Annotated in this window: 16 protein-coding genes and 1 tRNA gene; 6 read left to right on the top strand and 11 right to left on the bottom strand. The window is 64.0% G+C overall.

From position 1 onward, the window contains the following. Genes AC3EDY_RS15510 through AC3EDY_RS15490 form a run of 5 tightly spaced genes read right to left on the bottom strand, consistent with a single transcriptional unit; the run spans position 1 to position 4098 of the window. The gene (locus AC3EDY_RS15510; protein WP_488573399.1) at positions 1-855 is read right to left on the bottom strand and encodes an SMP-30/gluconolactonase/LRE family protein; all 855 of its coding nucleotides are present in this window, start codon (positions 853-855) and stop codon (positions 1-3) included. Between the two features lie 2 nt (positions 856-857). Next, positions 858-1583 carry a FadR/GntR family transcriptional regulator gene (locus tag AC3EDY_RS15505; protein WP_488573411.1) on the bottom strand — a complete coding sequence of 242 codons (726 nt, stop codon included), beginning with the start codon at positions 1581-1583 and terminating at the stop codon, positions 858-860. Between the two features lie 51 nt (positions 1584-1634). After that, on the bottom strand, positions 1635-2579 hold the full coding sequence (locus AC3EDY_RS15500) for a Gfo/Idh/MocA family protein (RefSeq protein WP_488573398.1): 945 nt from the start codon (positions 2577-2579) through the stop codon (positions 1635-1637). Further along, positions 2576-3205 (bottom strand): 2-dehydro-3-deoxy-6-phosphogalactonate aldolase, encoded by a 630-nt coding sequence (locus tag AC3EDY_RS15495; RefSeq protein ID WP_488573410.1) that lies wholly within the window; start codon positions 3203-3205, stop codon positions 2576-2578. Before AC3EDY_RS15495 ends, AC3EDY_RS15500 begins: the two co-directional genes overlap by 4 nt. Positions 3206-3213: 8 nt before the next feature. Beyond that, complete coding sequence (locus AC3EDY_RS15490) at positions 3214-4098, bottom strand: 2-dehydro-3-deoxygalactonokinase (protein WP_488573397.1); 885 nt, start codon at positions 4096-4098, stop codon at positions 3214-3216. 132 nt (positions 4099-4230) lie between these two features. Here AC3EDY_RS15490 and dgoD point away from each other — a divergent pair, with 132 nt between their 5' ends. Then, entirely contained in the window at positions 4231-5367 is a 1137-nt protein-coding gene (dgoD, locus tag AC3EDY_RS15485; protein ID WP_488573396.1) for a galactonate dehydratase, read from the top strand. Positions 5368-5496: 129 nt separating this feature from the next. Here the strand turns inward: dgoD and mtnA are convergent, their stop codons facing one another. From mtnA to mtnB, 4 genes are read right to left on the bottom strand one after another with little or no spacing between them, the layout of a single operon-like run. Beyond that, positions 5497-6564, bottom strand: a complete 1068-nt coding sequence (gene mtnA, locus AC3EDY_RS15480) for an S-methyl-5-thioribose-1-phosphate isomerase (protein WP_488573395.1) — start codon at positions 6562-6564, stop codon at positions 5497-5499. Continuing rightward, positions 6561-7259 (bottom strand): acireductone synthase, encoded by a 699-nt coding sequence (mtnC, locus tag AC3EDY_RS15475; RefSeq protein WP_488573394.1) that lies wholly within the window; start codon positions 7257-7259, stop codon positions 6561-6563. Before mtnC ends, mtnA begins: the two co-directional genes overlap by 4 nt. Next, positions 7256-7807, bottom strand: coding sequence for a 1,2-dihydroxy-3-keto-5-methylthiopentene dioxygenase (locus AC3EDY_RS15470; RefSeq protein ID WP_488573393.1), 552 nt, complete (start codon positions 7805-7807; stop codon positions 7256-7258). Before AC3EDY_RS15470 ends, mtnC begins: the two co-directional genes overlap by 4 nt. Beyond that, on the bottom strand, positions 7804-8430 hold the full coding sequence (mtnB, locus tag AC3EDY_RS15465) for a methylthioribulose 1-phosphate dehydratase (RefSeq protein ID WP_488573409.1): 627 nt from the start codon (positions 8428-8430) through the stop codon (positions 7804-7806). The genes AC3EDY_RS15470 and mtnB overlap by 4 nt, the downstream gene beginning before the upstream one ends. Positions 8431-8871: 441 nt before the next feature. Between mtnB and AC3EDY_RS15460 the strand changes: the two genes are divergently transcribed. The 3 genes from AC3EDY_RS15460 to AC3EDY_RS15450 all read left to right on the top strand — a co-directional run bounded on the left by AC3EDY_RS15460 (position 8872) and on the right by AC3EDY_RS15450 (position 13773). Next, on the top strand, positions 8872-11682 hold the full coding sequence (locus AC3EDY_RS15460) for a TonB-dependent receptor (protein ID WP_488573392.1): 2811 nt from the start codon (positions 8872-8874) through the stop codon (positions 11680-11682). Between the two features lie 35 nt (positions 11683-11717). Continuing rightward, complete coding sequence (locus AC3EDY_RS15455) at positions 11718-12755, top strand: phytase (RefSeq protein WP_488573391.1); 1038 nt, start codon at positions 11718-11720, stop codon at positions 12753-12755. A gap of 112 nt (positions 12756-12867) precedes the next feature. Then, the gene (locus AC3EDY_RS15450) at positions 12868-13773 is read left to right on the top strand and encodes an NmrA family NAD(P)-binding protein (RefSeq protein ID WP_488573390.1); all 906 of its coding nucleotides are present in this window, start codon (positions 12868-12870) and stop codon (positions 13771-13773) included. A gap of 30 nt (positions 13774-13803) precedes the next feature. Here AC3EDY_RS15450 and AC3EDY_RS15445 read toward each other — a convergent pair. Further along, a tRNA-Ser gene (locus tag AC3EDY_RS15445) sits at positions 13804-13894 on the bottom strand. Positions 13895-13975: 81 nt separating this feature from the next. Here AC3EDY_RS15445 and AC3EDY_RS15440 point away from each other — a divergent pair. Then, a complete protein-coding gene (locus AC3EDY_RS15440; protein ID WP_488573408.1) occupies positions 13976-14941 on the top strand; it encodes a peptidylprolyl isomerase in 966 nt (321 codons plus the stop codon). Positions 14942-14948: 7 nt separating this feature from the next. Here AC3EDY_RS15440 and AC3EDY_RS15435 read toward each other — a convergent pair whose 3' ends face one another. Then, on the bottom strand, positions 14949-17039 hold the full coding sequence (locus tag AC3EDY_RS15435; protein WP_488573389.1) for a RelA/SpoT family protein: 2091 nt from the start codon (positions 17037-17039) through the stop codon (positions 14949-14951). A 298-nt stretch (positions 17040-17337) separates the two neighbouring features. Between AC3EDY_RS15435 and AC3EDY_RS15430 the strand changes: the two genes are divergently transcribed. Continuing rightward, the gene (locus tag AC3EDY_RS15430) at positions 17338-18000 is read left to right on the top strand and encodes a hypothetical protein (protein WP_488573388.1); all 663 of its coding nucleotides are present in this window, start codon (positions 17338-17340) and stop codon (positions 17998-18000) included. Positions 18001-18067: the final 67 nt, after the last annotated feature.

The raw sequence follows: 18067 nt of genomic DNA, 5'->3' as shown, positions 1-18067 counted from the left end.
TCAGCCCGCGAACATCCGCTCCACCGGGCCGCGCACGCCCGCATCGATCATGAACAGGCCGCCCGCCAGAGGCTGACCGGCACGCTCTTGCGCGGACAGGTCGCGGCTGGCCGAAGTGATAAACAGGCGGTCAAGCCCCGCACCGCCGAAAACGCAACTGGTCGGGCGCTGCACCGGCACCTTGATCTCTGTCAGCAGCGTGCCGTCAGGTGCGAAGCGACGAACGCACCAGCCATCCCAGAACGCCACCCACAGGCAGCCCTCGGCATCGACAGTCATCCCGTCGGGATAGCCATCGCCTTCGCCGAAGGTCAGGTGGACCCGCCGCCCGCCGATCGTGCCGTCGGCAGCCAGATCGAATGCATAGACGGTCTGTCTGGCGGATTCGGTATGGAACAGCACGCGCCCGTCGAGGCTGAAAGCGGGGCCGTTGGTCACCCGGTATCCCGTATCCATGCGATGCCAGCTGAAATCGGCGTCGAGCCGGTAAAGCGATCCGCTGTCCTGCGCCTCGGCGCGGTCCATCGTGCCGGCCCACAGCCGCCCTGCCCGGTCGATCTTGCCGTCATTGAAACGGTTGCCCGGCAGGTCGGGCTCGGGATCGGCGATGATGGAAACGGCAAAGGTGCTGTCCACCGCAATGAAGCCCGCGTATCCGCCGCCCACGAAACCGCTTTTTCCGCGCGGAAGCAGCGAGCATACGTGCTCCGCCGTCGCGATCGCCCGCACTCCTTCGGCCTCTGACCAGCGGAACACCCGCCGCTCGGGAATATCGACCCAGTACAGCGCGTTCTCGCGCGGGTCCCAGATCGGCCCCTCGCCCAATGTGGCACCGACGTCGGCAATGCACTTCATCGTCAACCTTTCGATTCGGCCTCGGCGATCAGCCTCATCACATCTGTGATAAGGGCCGTCATCGCCTGGCGCGCCTGGTCGGGCTCGCCATGTTCGATAGCGCGCAACACCGCGTCATGCTGCGATAGGCTGGCGGAGCGCCCTTTGAACCGGTTGGTGAAACGGATCGACGTGCGCAGTGCCGTCGACACGACATCCTGAAACTGCGCAAAGAACGGATTGGCCGACGCGCGCAGCATTGCAACATGAAATTCGATATCCGCCTCTAGCACATCGTCCTCGCCCGCGTCGGCCGCCAGCATGCGCGCGAAACCGGCCTTGATGGCGGCAATGCCGGCAGTATCGGCGGAAGCCGCGGCAAGCGCCGCGCCGGTCGGTTCGATCGCCAGGCGCAGTTCGGTGAACTGGCGCAGCAGATTGAGGGAAAATTTCCTGTCGAGCAGCCAGCGCAATACGTCGGGATCAAACAGGTTCCAGTTCGACTGCGGCTGAATGCTCGTCCCCTTGCGCGGCCGTGCGGTCAACAGCCCCTTGGCGGTCAGCATCTTGACCGCTTCGCGCGTGACCGACCGGCTGACGCCATAATGGCGCGCAAGATCGGACTCGGTGGGAAACGGCATATCGTCGTATCGCCCGGTCAAAATCGCTTTTCCCAGCGAGTCGAGCAACCCGTAGGTCAGGTTGCGCCCTGCCCCGTCGGGACCCGGCCGGGTCCCGTTCCCCTCCAGCGTGTCCAATGTCCTGCCCCCCCGGCTGTCGTTAGAGTTTCACACGATCCGCTATCCGCTTTCATCTGTCCATGCGAACGGTGCAACGGCAATGCGCTGCGCAGCCAGAAAGGCGTCGGCCACGATCCGCAACGGCTCGCGATCTACTTCCACCTGCCGGCCGGCGACAAGTTCGGCAAAGCGCGCATAGATCGAGGGATATTCCCCCTGGTGTTCGAGCGCCTGCTCCGTGCCATCCACGATGAGCCGCGCGCCGCCATCGCGCAGTTCGATCCTGCGGCCCGCGGCGGTTTCGATCGCAATCGTCCATTCCTCCGCTTCGGAAGTATGGCGGAAATCGAAATCGGCAGTATGCGCCGCGCCGGCGAAAGTGATCTGCGCGGCAATCGGCGCCTGGCGGTTCGCGGGCACCTCGAGCCGGGCCGCGGTGACGAACAACGGCATGGGCAGGATCGAGGAGGCGATGGACAGGGCATTGATCCCGGGATCGAAAACGCCAAAGCCTTGCGGCTGCCAGATCCAGTCTTGCCCGGGATGCCATTTGCGCACGTCTTCGCGCCAGACAATGCCAAAGCGCGAGACCGCCGCACCGTCTTTCAACAGCGCCGCGGCCGGCTTCACTGCCGGCGCATGCTGCGAATGCCAGCTGGCATAGAGGCAGGTGCCTGCCGCGCGCGCATGGCGCTCCAGCGCCTCGATCTCGCCCAGCGTCGCTGCCGGGGGCTTTTCGAGCAGCACCGCGCAGCCCGCCTCGATTGCCTGGCAGGCGATCGCATAGCGCGCATCGGGCGGGGTGCAGATCGCCACGGCGTCAAGCTTGCCGGGCATGGCGGCAAAGAGATCGGCGGCCTCCCGGAACCACGGAACGCCGATCCCGGGATTGTCGCTGCGGCTGGTGACGGCCACGAGTTCGCATTGCGGATCGGCGGCGATCGCCGGCACGTGCTGGTCTCGCGCAATCTTGCCGAAGCCGATGATGGCGATGCGAATGGTCATGCCTTCTCCCTAGCCAACGCGCCGACAAAAGCCATTGCGCGTTCCCGCACGTCTGCCGCGGTCATGCCGGGCTTGTACAGAGCCCCCCCCAGGCCGAACCCGTCTGCGCCCGCCTCGAGATAGGGTGCCATTTTTTCGGGCGTGACACCACCCACCACAACAAGGCGCAGATCGGCCGGAAGCACCGCCCGGTGCGCTTTGACGAGCGTGGGGGAGCCTGCTTCTGCGGGGAACAGCTTGAGCACCTTGGCCCCGGCGCGGATCGCGGCAAAGGCTTCGGTCGGGGTGAAGTAGCCAGGCGCCGCCACAAGCCCCGCCGCGACGGCCGCCGCGATGACGTCGGTGTTCACATTGGGCGCGACGATGATCCGTCCGCCAGCGTCGGCGATGCGCTGCACGTCGCCGGCTTGCAGCACGGTGCCCGCCCCGATCAGCGCGCGATCGCCAAACGCACGGGCCAGCCGCTGGATGCTGGACAGGGGGTCGGGCGAATTGAGCGGCACCTCGATAATGCGGATGCCTGCCTCGAACAGCGCCTCGCCCACGGCCTCGGCCTCCTCAGGCCTGACGCCACGAATGATCGCGACCAGCGGACACTGGGCAAAACAGGTTTCGAAATCGATCATGGACTCGGTCACAGGCGCTCCACCAGTTGCTGGATCCCGGCCAGAAAGGCGGCGGAACCATCGACGGATACGGTTCGATGCCCGGCATGGTGCAAGGCAGCGGCATAGAGTGTACAAAGCTCCGGCCGGCCGATCAGCACCACTTGATCGCCGCCCAGGCCAGGCGCAAGCCCGCCACGGACGTCGGCGCCGATGAGCAGGCCGCTGGCATAGGACGCCTCGTCTCCGGCGCCGATACCCAGCAAGTGGCGGGCGCGGATGCGAAACAGGCCCGACAATGCATCTTTGCCGGCAAACGCGTCTGCCACGCCTGACAGGAATGCCGGGCCGGCAGTCACCGCTCCCCCGATCAGATCGGCCAGAATGCTGTGCTTGGTCAGCAAGCCGAACAATTCCCCGGTCATCATCGTGCGGAACGCGGTGATTTTCCCGCCGGCGGTGACGATCCATTTGGCGTGGGTGCCGGGGTGGCAGACCAGACCGTCCTGCGGCGCCAGCGCCCCCGCCATCGCGCCCAGGATCTGCACTTCTTCGCCGCGCATCACGTCGGCCTCGGCTGGGTCGTTCTGGCACAGGCCAGGCACGATCCCGGTGCGATCCGGCTCGACCCACACGATCGCCGGCACCAGTGCATCGGTTCCCGCCGGGCACGCGACATAGGGCGCCTCGCGCCAGCCGCGGTTCGATCCTACCATTCCTGCAAGCAGCATCGGATAATCGCCAAGCCGCTGACGAATCTCGGCGACGGCGGCATCGAACCCGCCGGGGGGAACCGCGGTTACCCCGAGGCCGTCTTCGAACTGATCGCGAACGCCACCCGTACTGTCGACCAGATAGGCGCGCCGGTTCGTCGTCCCCCAATCGACCGCAAGATAACCCTCGCTCCAACTCATCGCATGTCCTTCCGGCTGGCTTGTCCGCCACGCAAGGCGATAATCCAACCCGCACTGCAGGGAAAGCTTGATGCAGCAGATTTATCTTATAATTATAGCGCATCCGATTTACCAGCCGCGAAGTGCCAGAAAATGAAAATCAGCCGGATAGAAACCTTTTTCGTGCCGCCGCGGTGGCTGTTCGTTCGCGTCGAGGCGCAGGATGGCACTTTCGGCTGGGGCGAATCGAGCCTGGAAGGCCATGCCGAAGCCGTCGATGGCGCGTTCGCCGCGCTGCGCGATCGCTTTCTCGGCGCCGATCCGCTGCGCATCGAGGATATCTGGCAAGTCGCCTATCGCGGCGGGTTCTATCGGGGCGGGCCGGTGCTGATGTCGGCCTTGTCAGGTCTGGATCAGGCGCTGTGGGACCTCAAGGGCCGGCACTACGGCTTGCCGGCGCATGAAATGCTGGGCGGTAAAGTGCGCGAAAGGATCCGCGCCTACGCATGGATCGGTGGCGACCGGCCCGATGACATCGGCGAGGCTGCCGCCGCCCGCAAGGCGCAAGGCTTTTCGGCAATCAAGATGAACGCGACGGCCGAAGTCGACTATCTGGCCGCACCGCATTTCGCCGACGTGGTCGCGCGCGTGGAAGCCGCGCAGGGGGCCGGTGTGGACGTCGGGCTCGATTTCCACGGACGGGTGCATCGCGCGATGGCCAAGCAACTGGCCAAAGCGGTCGAGCCGCTGGGCCTGCTGTTCATCGAAGAGCCCGTGCTTTCGGAAAACGCCGAAGCTCTGGGCGGCATCGCCAATCTGGTCTCCACACCGATCGCCCTGGGTGAACGGCTCTATTCACGGTGGGATTTCAAACCCTTTTTAGCGGGCGGCGCGGTGGATATCATCCAGCCCGACCTGAGCCACGCCGGCGGGCTGAGCGAATGCCGCAAGATCGCGTCCATGGCGGAAAGCTATGATATCGCGGTGGCGCCGCATTGCCCGCTCGGACCCTTGGCCTTGGCGGCCTGCGTGCAACTGGCGGCATGCACGCCCAATGTCGTTCTCCAGGAAATGTCGCTCGGCATTCACTACAACCAGGGCCACGACCTGTTCAGTTTCGTGACCGATCCGAGCGTGATCACCCCGTTGGACGGGTTTCTGACGATACCAGACGGCCCCGGGCTAGGGGTGGATGTGGATGAGGCCGCGGTTCGTGCCATCGACAAGGATCGGCACCGCTGGCGCAACCCCGTATGGCGTCACGCCGACGGCAGCTTTGCCGAATGGTAGCCACTCTGCGCAACACGCGGAACGCCTGGCGGCGCCTGGTCGGTGCTGCATCGGAAATACATAACCTGTCTATCTGCAAGACCGTCTGGATTGATGAGCGGTATCTGCGATTTGATGCCGGCACGGCAATCAACGGCGCATTGCCTCGGCCAACGCTGCCGCATTGTCGAAAACGCCCCGATCGGTGACATAGGCCGAAACCAGCGCGGCCGGGGTAATGTCGAAGGCGGGATTGCGGACCGGTGATCGGGTCACGGCAACCTGGCCGATGCTGGCGGCCATCATGCCGGCAACGAACGTGACTTCATCGGCCGCGCGCTCTTCGATCGGTACGGAAAGACCGTCGGGTGTATCGGGGTCATAAGTGCTTGTGGGCAAGGCAACGAGAAACGGAAGATCGTGCGCCCTGGCGGCGAGCGCTTTGAGGTAGGTTCCGATCTTGTTGCAGACATCCCCGTTGGCCGTCACCCGGTCCGTCCCGACGATGACGAGATCGACAAGCCCCTGCTGCATCAGCAGTCCGCCGGCATTGTCGACGATATAGCTGTGCGGCACGCCGTGCTGGGCAAGTTCGAAGGCGGTCAGCGCCCCCTGATTGCGCGGGCGGGTTTCATCGACCCACACGTGCAGGGCCATCCCCGCATCGTGCGCGAGATAGAGCGGCGCGGTTGCCGTGCCCCAATCGACCGTGGCGAGCCAGCCGGCATTGCAGTGGGTCAGCACGTTGACCGGCGCCCCGCCCTTGCGCGCTGCGATATCGCGCAGGATCGGGAGAGCCGCGTCTCCGATCGCGCGGTTCATGGCAACGTCTTCGTCGCAGATGCGCGCCGCTTCCGCATAAGCCGCCGCCGCGCGCTGCTCCGGCGGCAGTGGCGCGACGTGCGCCCGCACCCGCGCGAGCGCCCAGGCGAGGTTGACCGCCGTCGGACGGGCACCGGCCAGATGCGCGAAGGCGGCTGCCAGCCCACGGTCCGAGGGATCGATACGCAAAGCGAGCGCCAGGCCATAGGCCGCCACCGCGCCGATCAGCGGGGCGCCGCGCGTCGCCATGTCGGCAATGGCGTGCCATGCCTCATCCATAGTGCGCAGCACGAGCCGCTCGATCACCCACGGCAGACGCCGCTGGTCGAAAATGCCGACGCTCCAGCCGTCCGGTTCCAGCCAGATGGACCGCGTGCCGATCCCGTCCATCCTCACGCGAAAGCTCCATCGGCAAGAACCCCGGAAAAGTCGCGGACCGCCTGAAATGGCCCGTCGGGCATATTGCCGTCTCGCACCACGAGGCAGACCGCCATACCCGCTTCCTGCGCGGCCGCGAGTTCCTCGGCCACATCGGAAAGGAACAGAATATCGTGCGGAGGAATATCGAGCGTATTTGCAATGGCGCGATAGGAGGCCGCTTCGCGCTTCGCGCCGACCGTCGTATCGAAATGACCGGAAAACAGCGGCGTCAGGTCTCCATATTCGCTGTGCCCGAACAGCAGCTTCTGCGCCGCGACCGATCCCGACGAATAGATATAAAGCGGAATGGCGGCGGCATGCCAGCGGCGCAGCGCGTCGACAGCGTCAGGATAGACGTGGCCCTGCAGCACGCCGGCTGCGAAACCCTCTGCCCAGATCAGGCCCTGAAGGTCCTTCAACGGGCCTATCTTGCGGTCGGCGTAGTGCCATTCAAGCAGCAGCGCCACGCATTGTGCCTCGTCCAGCGTCGGATCGCCCGTTTCGACCCGCACCCGATCGAGGATGGGCGCAACTTGCGCAGGGTGCGCCGCCACATAATCGGCCAGCCGGGCACGGGAATAGGGAAACAGCACCTGGGTGACAAACGCGATACTGGACGTCGTGCCTTCGATATCGGTGACAATGGCGCGCGGGCCGCCGGAAAAGGTCATTGCGCGCCCTCATACTGCGGGATCGCCCCGGCGATGCGATCCCCGGTATAGCGCGCCACCCAGCCTTCCGGTGTGACGAACAGGCGAATGACCGTAAATTTCGGGCTGGGGCCGGTATCGAACCAGTGGCGCGTGCCGGCGGGCAGAACGATCAGATCGCCGGCGGTGCATTCCAGCGCATGAACCGAGCCGCCGCCGCGGATATAGAACAGCCCGCTTCCCTCGACGAAGAAACGCACTTCGTCATCGTCGTGGACGTGCTCTTCGAGAAACTTCGTGCGGAGCGTGTCCCTGTCAGGATGATCGGGCCGCATGCGCAACACGTCGCAGCTCTGGTAGCCGCCGCGCTGCTTCAGGCGTTCCACGTCTGCAGCATAGGCCGCGAGTATCGCTGCATCGTCCGCATCGCCTGGCAGATCGGCATCCGCCGTCCAGCGCTCGAGCGTCACGCCGGCCGACGCCAGCGCTTGTGCTATGGCGGCAAAATCGTGCTGCTGCTCCTGCTGCGCAAAGGGCGCGCGATCGTCGTACCGCATCAACCGTGTCACTGGCAGGCTCCCTTGAGTTTCGTTTCCTCCCAGGCACAGCTCAGCAGGAACTCGCACGCCTCTGCGACATGTTCGGCCGCATCGAGAGTCGGCCCCCAGGCATAGAGGCCATGCCCACGGATATAGAAAGCTGGGATGAGCGGGGCCTGCGCCGCCAGCAAAGGCCGCAGTTCGGCCGCCAGCGCCGCCATGTCCTGGCTGTTGTCGACTAGCGGGAGCATCACGGCTGTCGCGTGCGTGCCCGTGCCCGGAAATATCTTGAGCAATTCATAGCCCTCGAAGACGATCGCCGGCCGGCCGGCCAGCGCGCGGCTAAGCACGGTTCCCGCGATGCTATGAGTGTGAAGAACCGCTCCGGCGTCAGGGTCGATGTCGTAAACCAGACAATGCAGCAGCGTTTCGGCCGACGGCTTCTTGCCGTCGAGCGATGCGCCGTCCCGCCCCGCCCGCATTACCTGCGATCCATCAAGCCGTCCCTTGTGCGCACCCGACACGGTAATGGCGATGCTGCCGTCTTCGAGCAAAATCGAATAGTTGCCTGCCGTCGCGGGCGCCAGGCCGCGCGCATCAAGGCGCCCGCCCACCGCGACGATCGCGTCCACGACATGCTGCAACCCGGCCACGGGTGGTTCCGGCGCAAGGATGCGTTCTCCGTAATCGATGTCGTTCACACAATTCCCCGATGCTGCCGGATCGATAGTCAAGGGCCTGGATGCCGCGGCGCCAAGCGCGTCTCGCGCATGCCATTGTAGCGCGACCGACCGCAGAGATGCCAGTCTATTTGGTGACCGGCGCAAGACGGCGATTCGGTCCGTCAGCGGCGATGGCAGTCGCCAATTCACGAATTGCGCGAAATTGCGTTCTTTCCGTCAGGTAACCGAATTGTGATAAATTATGTCTCATTCGTAGTGATTGTGCCTGTTCGTTGCCCTTTCGGGCGTTTCTGAAACATTGCCGTAACACAGTCTCTGATCTGCCTTCCAACTTACGCTTTGCCCTCGGCCATGTGTCCGGGCGGCGATCGTGTCCGGGCGGTTATCCGTCAAACGGTTCAGGGGGCTTACATGAATGTTGCTTTTCGCGGCGCGGCCAAGAGCCGTGCCATCCTTCGCCTTGTCCTGCTCGGTTCGGCGGTATCGTCGCCCGTCACCATCTTGGCTCAGGAGCGTCCGGCTGACCCGGCGATGGAAAGCGAGCCAAACCCGGTGATCATGGTCAACGGCGAGCGTCCCATCGCCGAGTCCGAAGCGGCCGCGCTCAGAGTGCAGCAGAATTCGGATTCGCTGGTCACCGTCCTGTCGTCAGATAGCGTCGGCCGCCTGCCCGACCAGAACATCGCCCAGGCGACAAGCCGCCTGCCGGGTATCGCGGTCGAGCGCGATCAGGGCCAGGCCCGCTATATCAGTGTTCGCGGCGCGCCCAACTACTGGACCACGCTCAGCTTCGACGGCGTCAACGTCGTCAGCCCGGAAGGCCGCGACGCGCGGTTCGACTCGATCCCTTCGGCAATTTCGAAGCAGGTCATCGTTTCCAAGGCCGTTACGCCCGACATGCCGGGTGAAACGGTTTCGGGCAATGTCAACGTCGTCACCCGTTCGGCGTTCGATTTTTCCGGCCTGCATCTGCAGGGCAAGGCGGGCATCGGCTATGCCGAATTGGGCGACAAGCGCGAGTACGAAACCTCGCTGGTCGTATCCGACCGGTTCAAGGCCGGTGATGGCGAGATCGGCGTGCTGCTTTCGGGCACATACTTCGAACGCAACATGATCACCGACAATTTCGAGACGGACTACGAGCGCGTATCGAACGATCAACGCCCCGGCAATGAAACACGGTTCTGGGCGCACGAGGCGGAGAACAAGCTCTATCGCCTGACCCGGCGCAACTGGTCGGTTTCCGGCCGGGTCGACTGGCGCCCGGACCCGGACAACACCATCTCGCTGCGTTCGATCTACACGATCTTCAAGGACGACGAGGCACGCGACAACTATCGCTTCGACCTCGACGATCGCGAACGCGATCTCTCGTCGAACTCCGCTGCCTGTTCGACAGCCGTCAACCCCACCCCCACGACGAGCGGCTATGCCGATGTCTGCGTGGGCAATACCCCCCTCAAGGGCACGGTCTACGGCATCGACATCCGCCAGCGCTCCACGCTGCGGGCGTTTCGCCAGTCGATCTTCACCAACTCGCTCGAAGGTACGCACAGCTTCGGTGAGGGCTGGAAGCTGAACTGGCTGGGCAACTACACCGAATCCATCGACGATCGCTCGGTCGTTGGCGAAGCAAGCTGGAACAGCCCGAGCACCCGCACGGCGCGGCCGACCGTGGCTTATGACTTTACCGATCCCAACCGCTCCACCTTGCAGCTTTACCGCACAGTGCAGCTCAGCAATCCGACGCGCTTTACCGCGGGCGACGCGGTCACGGCCATCGACAGCTTTACCAAGCCGCTGTCGTCCTTCACCGTGACCGACGCGGTGGATACGACGAAGGCCTATACCGGGCGCCTGGTCGTTTCGAAGGACACCCGCTTCCTTGGCGCGCAAGCCACGTTCAAGGCCGGCTTCCAGTTCGACCAGCGGACCAAGGTGGTCGATGAACGGGCGATCACGCTGACCACTGCGGCACAGTTCAATACCATCGGCATTTCGACGGATTATGCCGGTTTCTCGACGGCCGAGCCGTTCCAGGGCAATCTGCCGATGGGCTATACCTTCCGGTACTTCGACACCAACAAGATGCGCCAGGCTTCGGCCGCAGCGCGCGCCAACTACGAATTCACCCCCAGTACCGGCAACAACTACGACGTGCGCGAGCAGGTCTATGCCGGCTTTGCCATGGGCACGCTGCGCTATGACTGGGGCTCGATCGTGGGCGGGGTGCGCGTCGAGCACATCAGGAACCGCGGCACGGCCGAACAGAACACCGGCAGCCAGGTGGGGCTCGTCACCGAGCAAGCCAGCCAGACGATGGCTTTCCCCAGCCTCCACGTCAATTACGACGCGGCGCCGGACAAGAAGCTGCGGCTCTCGTTCAACAGCGGCGCGGCCCGCGCCGATTATGACCGTATCCGCCCGAACCTGGTCGTCGACGACAGCAACCAGACGATTTCCGCCGGCAATTCCCGGGTCAAGCCGGAACGAGCCTATGGCGTGGATGCCTATTTCGAATGGTATGTCCGCCCGCAAGGCTATCTGATGGCGGGCCTGTTCTACAAGCGCGTGGAAGACGTACTCTATTCCGAACGCCGCACGTTCAATTCGGACATACTGGACACGCCAACGTTCGACCGTTCCAATTACATCTACAGCTCGGTCACCAATGGCGGAAACGGGCGCCTGTACGGCTTCGAAGTGGCGGCGCAGCTGCAACTCGATCCCTGGACCGAACGCCTCGGCCTGCCGGCGTGGACAGGCGGCTTCGGGATCAGCGCGAACCTGACGCACAACAACAGCCGGGTGACAAAGCCGGCGGTCAACGGGGTTCCCGACCGCAAAGTCCGCCTGCCGGGCACCTCTGACTGGATCTACAACCTTGGCGCCTATTACGAGAAGTACGGCCTCTCGCTGCGCCTGCAGTACCAGCGCCGCAGTGCGTGGCTCGATACCTATGCCGACGATCTGACCGACGGTGGGGATACCTACTGGGCGGCCGACGACGAACTGGATTTCTCCGCACGGTATGCGATCACGCGGAATTTCGAAATCTATGCCGATGCTTCGAACCTGCTCAACAATCCGGGCCGCCGCTATGCCGATCCGGGCAACCTTTTGAGCGCGACGGGAACGTCCGGCCGCTCGACGGACCGTTACACGATCGAGTGGGAGCGCTTCGGTCGGCGCTATTCGGCCGGCGTGCGGTTCAACTTCTGATGGCGGTACGGAGCCTTACCGCGGGGATGGGAGCGATGCTCCCGTCCCTTCTCCTGGCTGCCTGCGCCCACGGCGGGAAGACGCCCGGCCCCTATTACGCCGCGGCGGATGTCCGGGCCACGGCAGAGACCGATCCCGTGGGCTCGATCAATGCCGATGCGGCCGACGATCCGGCAATCTGGCGTAACGCCGCCAGGCCGTCTGCCAGTCTGGTGCTGGGCACCGACAAGAAAGCGGGGCTCTATGTCTATGGCCTCGATGGCGAAGTGCGCGATTTCGTTGCCGCCGGCGCGCTCAACAATGTGGATCTGCGCGAGGTCAGCCCCGGGTTCATTCTCGTCGGCGCAAGCGATCGCAGCGATGCGGCCGAACCGAAGATCGCGCTTTTCCGCCTCGATGGCGAGACCGGCAAGCTGACGCCGCTTGGCGCACAGGCGTTCCTCCCGCCCGGCCATGCGCCGGCCGAGGCGTATGGCTTCTGCATGGGCAAGGCCATGGCGGCGGGCGAGCTGGCGCGGGCCTATGTCGTGCTCAAGGACGGGACCATCGCGGAAAGCCCGCTTGTCGCAGGCGACGGCCGCCTGACAGCGCATCGCGGCCGCACGGTCACATTCGCCAGCCAGTCCGAAGGGTGCGTGGTGGATGACCGGACGGGCAAGCTCTATGTGGCCGAGGAAGATGTCGGCATCTGGCAGGTGGACCTGCATGCCGACACGCTTGCGGCGCAGCCGTTTGCGATGGTCGGCGCAGCCAGCGGGCTTGCCGCCGATGTCGAGGGCCTGGCGCTGGCGCCCGAGGGTGAAAGCGGCGGCACGCTGGTCGCCTCGAGCCAGGGCGACAATGCCTATGCCTTGTTCGATCTGGTCACAGCCGCCCCACGCGGCCGCTTCCGCATCGCCCTGGGCCGTTTCGGCGGCACCACCGAGACCGACGGGATCGCGCTGGCGCTCGGCGATTTCGGCCCTGCTTTACCTGGCGGACTGTTCGTCGCCCAGGACGGCAACAACGCACCACGCGCCCAGAATTTCAAATTCGTGCCCTGGCAGCATGTGATCGCCGCAATCGGCAAGTAACACTATCGAGCACGTACGCTGTCCGACCCCCGGCATCGCGGAGTAGTGCCGAGAGGACCGCTCGTGCGTTACAGATCATCGGCGCAGGTCATAGGCACGGAGTTTCCCAATCATGATCCTCGTCCTGGGTGTATCCGGAACCGTAGGCCGTGCGGCGATCGCCGCGCTCGGGCCGCGCGATGACGTGCTTGGCGCCAGCCGCCGGGCGGGCGTCCCCGGGACGCGCTTGTTCGATTTCGCGCGGCCGGAAACGTTCGGGCCGGCGTTCGTCGGCGTCACACGGGTTTTTCTGATGCTCCCGCCCGGCCTGCCGCACGCCCGGGAACGGTTTCGGCAGGTCCTTCAGGCAGCGCGTGTGGCCGGCGTGCGGCACGCCGTGTTCCTCTCGATCCGCAATGCGGACCGCCTTACGTTCCTGCCGCACCGCGGCCTGGAACTGGAGATCGAGCGGTCCGGGCTTGCGTGGACGCACTTGCGGCCGAACGACTTCATGCAGAATTTCGCCACGCAGCCCTTTTATCGCAACGGGATCGCGCGCGGCACGGTGTGGAGCCCGGCGGGCCGTTCACGAACGAGCTATGTCGATGCCCGCGATGTCGGGGCGGCGGCGGCGGCCGTGCTGACAGAACCGGGCCACGAGGGCCGTGCCTATGCCCTGACCGGCCCTGAGGATCTGGACATGTCCGCCGTCGCCGCGAAGCTGTCGGACGCGCTCGGCCGGAGAATCCTTGTCCGCCGGCCATCGTTGCCCGTATTCTTCCTCCGCGCGATCACCAGCGGCGTGCCAGCCCCGCTCGCTGCAATCATGACCAGCATCGGGCTTGTCGCACGGCTCGGTTATTCGAAAGGCGTCGATCCCGCCATGCGCCCGGTCATTCGCCGCGAGCCCGGCGACTTTGCCCGTTTCGCCCATGACTTCACGGATGAGTGGCGCGAAGAAGGCCGATCCGCTGGCAGTGAACCAAACGCGCGCGGCGCCAGCAAACGCAGCAGAACGCCCCCTTCACGGCGTCGTTGAGACTGTCAAAAGTATCTGAAAACAGTGACTTGGCGGAGCGGGAGGGATTCGAACCCTCGATACGCTTTTGACGTATACTCACTTTCCAGGCGAGCGCCTTCGACCACTCGGCCACCGCTCCGCGTGCACTGGAAGTGCGCGCACTAGCGGGCCGGGCGGGGTTGCGCAAGGTGGGTTTGGCGGCCACAACGGCAAAATGTCGATGCGTCATGCCGCCTTTCTGAGCCTTGCTGCCGCGCCTGTTGCCGGGGCGTCGGCGCTGTCCGTGGAACCCGGTGTGGCGCCCAGTCCCGGCGAGATCGTCGCAGCGGCGCCAGCCGGGGATTGGGTTGCCATTCCGGCCGATCAGCTATTGGTGATGGACCTGGCGCCGGGCACGGACGGCAGCGCGCGGCGGGTTGTCATCCAGTTGCTGCCTGCGCCCTGGTCGCGCGGCTGGGTTGACAATATCCGCATGCTGGCCGCCGCGCACTGGTGGGACGGTACGGCGATCAACCGCGTGCAGGATGGCTATGTCGTGCAATGGGGCGATCCCAATGGCGAAGATCCGCGCAAGGCCCGCGCGCTGCCCCAGGGGCTGCGCAAGGTGCCGCAGCGCGACTATACCCTGCCGGCCGGCGCGGCGCCCGCGCTGGATGGGCCGCGCCTGCGCGAGGGCATCTATGCCGCGGGCGGCCGTTTCCATCGCGGCTGGCCGATCGCCACCGGGCCGGGCAAGGCGCCCGAAACCTGGCCGGTGCATTGTTATGGCACGGTGGGTGTGGGGCGCGACATGCCGCCCGACAGCGGCACGGGCGCCGAGCTTTATGCCGTGATCGGCGATGCCCCGCGCCAGCTTGATCGCAACATTGCCGTGGTCGGCCGGGTCATTGCCGGCATGGAATGGCTATCGAGCCTGCCGCGCGGCACGGGCGCGATGGGTTTCTACCGCAAGGCCGAGGAACGCACGCCGATCCTGCGCGTACGCCTGGGCAGCGCGGTGGCGGACCTGCCCACCTGGCAATACCTGTCCACCGCCAGCGCCAGCTTTGCCCGTTACGTGGCGGCGCGGGCCAACCGGCGCGATCCGTTCTACATCCGCCCGGCGGGCGGGGTCGATCTGTGCAACGCCCCCGTGCCGGTGCGCCCCGCGCCCGTCACCTCCACCCCGGTCACCGCTCAACCATGACCGTGCATCAGATCCGGTCGGCCTGGGCCACCGCATCGCTGGCGCGCAGCGCGCTGACGATGCGGGTGAGATGCGCCAGATCGCGCACTTCCAGATCGACCAGATAAGTATGAAACGGATTTTCGCGCTGGGTCATTTCCAGGTTGACAACGTTGGCATGGTTCTTGGCAAAGATTCCCGCCATTTCCGCCAATGTACCAGGCCGGTTAAATAGTTCGGCACGGAGACGGCCCACCGCGCCGTCGGTGCGCTTGTCCCAGGAAAGATCGATCCAATCGGCATCCACGCCATCGGCCAGCTTTTCGCAGTCGATCGCGTGGACTTCCACGCCCTTGCCCGGGCGGCGCAGGCCGACGATGCGATCGCCGGGCACCGGGTGGCAGCATTGGGCCAGCTTGAACGCCACGCCCGGCGTCAACCCGCGCACGGCGATGGCGCGTTGCTGGCGCGGCCAGTCTTCGGGATCGGGGAAATTGGCCGTGCTGCCCGGCACGAGCGCCTCCATCACCTGGCGATCGTCCAGCTTGGCCGTGCCGATTGCCACCATGAGGTCTTCCTCGCCATTCAATTTCAGGCGCTTGATCCCATCGGCCAAGGCTTTCCTGCCCACTTGCGTGGGAAGCCGTTCCACGATTTCCTCGTAGAGCTTGCGCCCGATCAGGGCCACTTCGGCGCGTTCCTTCTGGCGCACGGCGCGGCGGATGGCGGCGCGGGCCTTGCCCGTCACGGCAAAGCCCAACCAGGAAAGCTGGGGTTCGGAATTGCGGCTTTTGATGATTTCCACCACGTCGCCATTGCCCAGCGGCGTGCGCAGCGGCACATGGCGGCCGTTGATCTTGGCGCCCACGGCCTGCGCGCCCAGGTTGGTATGAACGGCAAAGGCGAAGTCGATCGGGGTTGCGCCCTTGGGCAACTGGAACAGCGCGCCTTTGGGCGTGAAAGCGAAGATGCGATCCTGATAGATCGCCATCTTGGTGTTTTCGAGCAATTCCTCGGCATCGTGGCTGGCATCGAGAATTTCGATCAGGTCGCGCAGCCAGCCCACCTGCTCGTCGGGCTCGCCTCCCTGCTTGTAGGCCCAGTGCGCCGCCAGGCCGTATTCGTTGCGGTGGTGCATCTCGCGCGTCTTGATCTGCACTTCCACGCGGCGGGCGTTGTTGTAGATCAGCGACGTATGCAGGCTTCTGTAGCCGTTGATCTTGGGCGTGGAGATATAGTCCTTGAACCGCCCGGGGATCATCTGCCAGGTCTGGTGCAGCACCCCCAGGCTTTTGTAGCAGTCAGCCACGTCGTCGACCAGCACGCGGAACGCCATGATGTCGGTGATCTGTTCGAACGAGACGTGGCGCTCGGCCATCTTCTTCCAGATCGAATAGGGGTGTTTTTCCCGGCCGGCCACTTCCACGCGCAGGCCGGCTTCGGCCAGCGCCTGCTTGATCGACAGGGCAATCTCGCCCACCTCTCCCCCGCCTTCGGCCCGGATGGCGGAAAGGCGGCCGGTGATCGTGGCATGGGCTTCGGGCTCGATCTGTTCGAACGCCAGCAGCTGCATTTCGCGCATGTATTCGTACATGCCCACGCGCTGGGCGAGCGGGGCATAGATTTCCATCGTCTCGCGCGCGATGCGGCGGCGCTTGTCTTCGCTCTTGATGAAATGCAGCGTGCGCATGTTGTGCAGCCGGTCTGCCAGCTTGACCAGCAGCACGCGCAGATCCTCGCTCATCGCCAGCAGGAACTTGCGCAGGTTTTCGGCCGCGCGCTCGCTTTCCGTCATCGTCTCGATCTTGGAAAGCTTGGTCACGCCATCGACCAGCCGCGCCACGTCGGTGCCGAACAGCCGTTCGATCTCGTCCACCGTGGCCAGCGTGTCTTCCACCGTATCGTGCAGCAGCGCGGTGACGATGGTTTCCTGATCGAGCTTTAGCTCGGTCATCAATCCGGCAACTTCCACGGGGTGGGAAAAATAGGGATCGCCGCTGGCGCGCTTCTGCGTCCCGTGCTTCTGCACGGTATAGACATAGGCACGATTGAGCATGGCCTCGTCCGCCTGGGGGGCATAGGCCAGCACACGTTCGACAAGTTCGTATTGGCGAAGCATTTCCCTGCCTAGATGGGGGAAAGACCCGGCGCAGGGCAAGGGGAAAGGCTGGGGGATTTTGGCGATAAGTGTGATTGGGGGCGCGCCAATGGCAGACCGCACCACGCTCTCGACACCGTTCCTGAGTAGACTCGCCACTAATAACTACAAAGGGCGGGCGCCTGTCGGCCACGTCGGGAAGCGTTGTCGGAAGGCTTAAGTTTTCGGCCACTGTCGCTTGCTTGACTTTTTGCCTTAGTCGTGCAGCGTTGTGAGTGTGCTCAGCATCTTGCGGAGTACTTCGTCTCGAGAATTATTCATGTCTTTATATTTCAAGAATAGTAACGGCGATTCCGCTGAACCAGACCTCTCATTTGAGAGCGCTGTCCATAAAGTTAATTGGGCCGAACAACACGTCAGAAATATAGACGCTAATATTTCAATGCTTATTGATGATTATATTCAGCGAGGATCTATTGATACCGATTCTAATAGCAATAAAAGCATCTCTGTGATTGCCGTTTTTCCCGAACTACTCTGTATGATCGGCGATGCATGTTTTAACCTTAGATCGGCTCTCGAATGTTGCTGGATGGGGATACGTAGAGCGATCGACGCCAATAGCAAAAAATACACACTTCCCAGGGCGATCGATCGAAATGGCGTAGAAATAGACATTAAAAATGCTTCTGTTGAAGAATTCGTGCCCGGAATAAGTGCCTTCCTTCTGGACAAACTGAGACCTTACAAATCTGGTAACGAGGTTTTGTGGTTTTTGGCTCAAGTCGACAACTGGAATAAGCACAACATGCTCGTTGCCACCATCAGCATATCGACGATTACGAGAATGGGGGGGACCGTTTTTGGTAAGCCTCTCACGCTCCGAAATGTGCAAGTGATGGGGCCTAGCGGTTTCAAGGGAATAGGTCTGCCTAGGTTTCGTGGACAAAGGGTATCCAGTGTAGGACGGCGACGAGATTGACGAAGCCGAGGTGTGACTCTTGGGTTTTGTCGTAGCGGGTAGCAATTCGGCGCCAGTTCTTGAGTTT

The organism is Novosphingobium sp. DS6-6 (genome assembly GCF_057784975.1).
The sequence above is the reverse complement of the archived record's forward strand: the minus strand, read 5'-3'. Positions and strand labels throughout refer to the sequence as shown.